This window comes from Acinetobacter sp. KAM396 (assembly GCF_021602765.1).
Lineage (GTDB): Bacteria > Pseudomonadota > Gammaproteobacteria > Pseudomonadales > Moraxellaceae > Acinetobacter > Acinetobacter towneri_A.
In genome coordinates this window covers 1-3556 of sequence record NZ_BPPH01000068.1, presented here as the reverse complement: position 1 = coordinate 3556, position 3556 = coordinate 1, and the positions used below count along the sequence as shown (strand labels likewise).

The 3556-nt window shown below is 38.5% G+C and carries 5 protein-coding genes; 3 read left to right on the top strand and 2 right to left on the bottom strand.

All coding sequences use genetic code 11. From position 1 onward, the window contains the following. The coding region (locus L6C30_RS14375) for a transposase domain-containing protein (protein ID WP_236163325.1) at nt 1-160 on the top strand (160 nt) is incomplete at its 5' end. A 50-nt stretch (nt 161-210) separates the two neighbouring features. Here the strand turns inward: L6C30_RS14375 and L6C30_RS14370 are convergent. Together L6C30_RS14370 and L6C30_RS14365 are read right to left on the bottom strand one after the other, a co-directional pair. Further along, nucleotides 211-456: a type II toxin-antitoxin system RelB/DinJ family antitoxin gene (locus tag L6C30_RS14370; RefSeq protein WP_026438268.1), complete on the bottom strand. Its 246-nt coding sequence runs from the start codon at nt 454-456 to the stop codon at nt 211-213. A gap of 75 nt (nt 457-531) precedes the next feature. Next, a complete protein-coding gene (locus tag L6C30_RS14365) occupies nt 532-1002 on the bottom strand; it encodes a DUF1643 domain-containing protein (RefSeq protein WP_039048355.1) in 471 nt (156 codons plus the stop codon). Nucleotides 1003-1135: 133 nt separating this feature from the next. Here L6C30_RS14365 and L6C30_RS14360 point away from each other — a divergent pair, with 133 nt between their 5' ends. Continuing rightward, complete coding sequence (locus L6C30_RS14360; RefSeq protein WP_236095237.1) at nt 1136-2056, top strand: chromate resistance protein ChrB domain-containing protein; 921 nt, start codon at nt 1136-1138, stop codon at nt 2054-2056. Nucleotides 2057-2058: 2 nt separating this feature from the next. Next, nucleotides 2059-3417 carry a chromate efflux transporter gene (gene chrA, locus L6C30_RS14355; RefSeq protein WP_019838421.1) on the top strand — a complete coding sequence of 453 codons (1359 nt, stop codon included), beginning with the start codon at nt 2059-2061 and terminating at the stop codon, nt 3415-3417. Nucleotides 3418-3556 lie beyond the last annotated feature (139 nt).

Genomic DNA, 3556 nt, shown 5'->3' with positions numbered 1-3556 from the left:
TCAGCGAGCAGCCAATATTATGACATTAATCCAGTCAGCAAAGCTGAATGGGCTGGATCCCTATGCCTATTTAAGTGATGTGCTGAAAAGGTTGCCGACACATAAAGTGACCCAAATAGAAGAATTACTGCCACACCGCTGGAAATCCGACCAAAATTAAAAAATAGGTATGGGATTCAGCGGACGCTTACGTCCTTATGACGTAAAAGCTTATAAGTCATCTAATGTGACTTCCTCGAACATCTCTTTAGGATCATTAACACGTTTACGAACAATCGCTAATAGCTCGGTATCCTCTTCTGAGAGTAAAGCTTTTTGTACTGGAAGCTTTCCAGTCGTAGCAATATATTCAAGAATATTAGTAAAGAACTCAGTAGGTGCAATTCCTTGTTCTTTTAGGATGGAATAAGACTTTTCTTTAAGGGCTTCATCGACCCTGAAATTAACAGTAGCCATCATTTTCCCATTTATTGAATGCATGAGAATATTGTAATGCAATATGCATTACAAAGATAGTTCGTATAACAGCCATTATGTTAAATAGGGCTTAATTTGAGTTTCAGAATGGATGTAAAGAGGATGTTTTGGTTCACCTGTTTTATTCAATTCTAGATAATAAAGTTTACCCTTTAATAGTTCTTTTACAGTAGAGGACCTTTGTTGATACCCCCCATTATTACCCCAACAAGCAATAATTCTTTGGGATTTGGAAGCTATTTCGCTTAAGTAAAAATCATTATCTGAGCCAATGGGATCTTCTTGAGACATCATTTCTTGTGGATCAGTTGCTCTATATGCAAAGAGATTAGCCATATAAATACCACCGCCACCCCAACTTTTGGCAAGGTTGATACAACGAGTGATAGTGGGATCATCTTGAATATGATCTGCAGTTGAGGGATTCAAACCAATAAAAGAAAACATTGGTTTCTCTTTATCCCAGATACGCCATAGAGAATAACGATATTTACTGCAATCTGAAATTATTGCTCCCTTTTCCATAACACCCTCAATTTAAATATGTTCTGGATAAATATTTTCTTAATATTTTTCCTACTATAGGAAATCATTTATTCGTCTTTGAAGTTTAAAAATTTATTAGTAATATATTCTACAAATATGTTGAGTATACTACATGTCTATTTCTTTGCTCATAACATCTCTGCCTACACAGAACACAAGCACTCGGATGAGAGTCTGGCGATCTTTGAAAGCAAGTGGTGCCGCGACCCTTAGAGATGGGGTCTACATACTCCCTATTAATCATAGTGAGAAGTTTACCTCTATTGCTAATGATGTTGTTTCTGAACAAGGAACTGCTTATATGTTTTACGCAGAGCCACCTTTAAATCTTGAACTCGCACCTATTTTCAATCGAAAAGAAGAGTACGAAACCCTCTATAAACAACTCACGGAAATAAGAGATCGTCAAACTAAAGATGATAAGAAAGAACTACTCAAACAGATTCGTAAATTAAGAAAAAGCATCGATGCACTTGTAGACATTGACTATTATCCAGATGAGACTCAAGTACAGGTTCTTAATGAACTTTCCTTATTGGAACTCACTATTGCACGTCTAGGTGAAGTCAATGAACCTAAAGCTATACAAGCTCATATTCAACATCTGGATAAAGGTAATTATCAAAACAGAATTTGGGCAACACGACAAAGGCCTTGGATTGATCGTCTAGCTTCTGCATGGCTAATCAAGACTTTTATAGATACCTCACCAACATTCATTTGGTTAGAAACGCCAAGTGACTGCCCCAAAGATGCATTTGGATTCGATTTTGATGGTGCAACTTTCAGTCATGTCAATCATTGGGTGACCTTCGAAGTTCTTTTACATAGTTTTGATCTAGAAACACCCGCATTAAAGAAAATCGCTGAAATTGTTCATTACCTTGATGTAGGAGGAATTGAGCCTCCAGAAGCGATCGGTATTGAAAAAGTTATTCAAGGAATTCGAAGTCAGATAAGTGACGATGACCAATTATTTGCATTATCGAATCACATTTTCGATGGCTTATATGCCAACCTATCAAGAGAATAATCATGGAACAAGAACTTGTTATACAACCAGAACAAGAGATACAGTCAGTTTCATTTTGGCAAGCATTCCTATTCTGGCTTAAATTGGGGTTCATTAGTTTTGGGGGGCCCGCAGGTCAAATTGCGGTCATGCACCAAGAACTGGTTGAAGAAAAGCGGTGGATTTCAGAGAAGCGATTTTTGCATGCACTGAACTATTGTATGCTCTTACCGGGTCCTGAAGCACAACAATTAGCAACTTATATCGGTTGGTTAATGCATAGAACCGTCGGTGGTTTAGTTGCAGGGATTCTTTTTGTACTACCCTCACTATTTATTTTAATTGGTCTTTCATGGGTTTATGTAAAATTTAGTGATGTACCCATTATTGCAGGGCTCTTTTACGGTATTAAACCTGCTGTTGTTGCCATTGTTTTTCATGCAACACATCGAATCGGCAGTCGATCACTTAAAAATAAATTTTTATGGCTGATTGCAGCCCTTTCATTTATTGCTATATTTTTCTTCAACTTACCCTTTCCTTTAATTGTGCTCTCTGCCGCAATCATTGGTTATCTAACCAGAAAAAAATATCCAAGCCTATTTTCTGGTGGAAACGCACACCAGCAGAGTAAAAAAGATTATGGTCGTGCTTTAATTGATGATGATACTCCTACACCTGAACATGCGATCTTTAGCTGGAAACGATTGGGCAGTATTCTGCTAATTGGTGGTCTACTGTGGTTTATTCCAATCCTGAGCCTAAGCTTAACGCTGGGGTGGGATCATACTTACACCCAAATGGCTTGGTTCTTTACGAAAGCGGCCCTGCTCACCTTTGGTGGTGCCTATGCAGTATTGCCTTATGTTTATCAGGGTGCTGTAAGCTATTACGGTTGGTTAAGTCCGACTCAAATGATAGATGGCTTAGCTCTAGGTGAAAGCACGCCCGGCCCTTTAATTATGGTGGTCGCATTTGTTGGCTTTTTAGGAGCATTCAATCAAGCAATCTTAGGCTCAGATCATTTATTCTTGGCGGGCACCATTGGAGCAAGCATAGTCACTTGGTTTACTTTCCTGTTTTCCTTTGTTTTTATTTTAGCTGGTGCACCAATTATCGAATCAACACATAATGAGCTCAAATTTACAGCTCCGTTAACGGCTATTACAGCCGCAGTTGTTGGTGTGATTCTTAACCTTGCCCTATTTTTTGCTTATCATGTACTTTGGCCAACAGGTTTTAACGGCTCTTTCGATATTGTTGCTGCGTTAATTGCACTTGTAGCTTTGGTTGGCTTATTTCATTTCCAGCTCAAAGTGATGTACGTCCTTGCAGCTTCAGCATTAATTGGTTTAATTTGCTTTAACTTTCTTTCTATGTAATTTAAACAGTCGAAGTATAAACTTCGACGTAAGCATCCGCTGAACGCCATCGCCAAGTTTTAACGGGGTTCAGGTTTCCAGCGGTGAGGTAGTAATTCTTCTATTTGGGGCACTTTATGTGTTGGCAACCTTTTCAGCA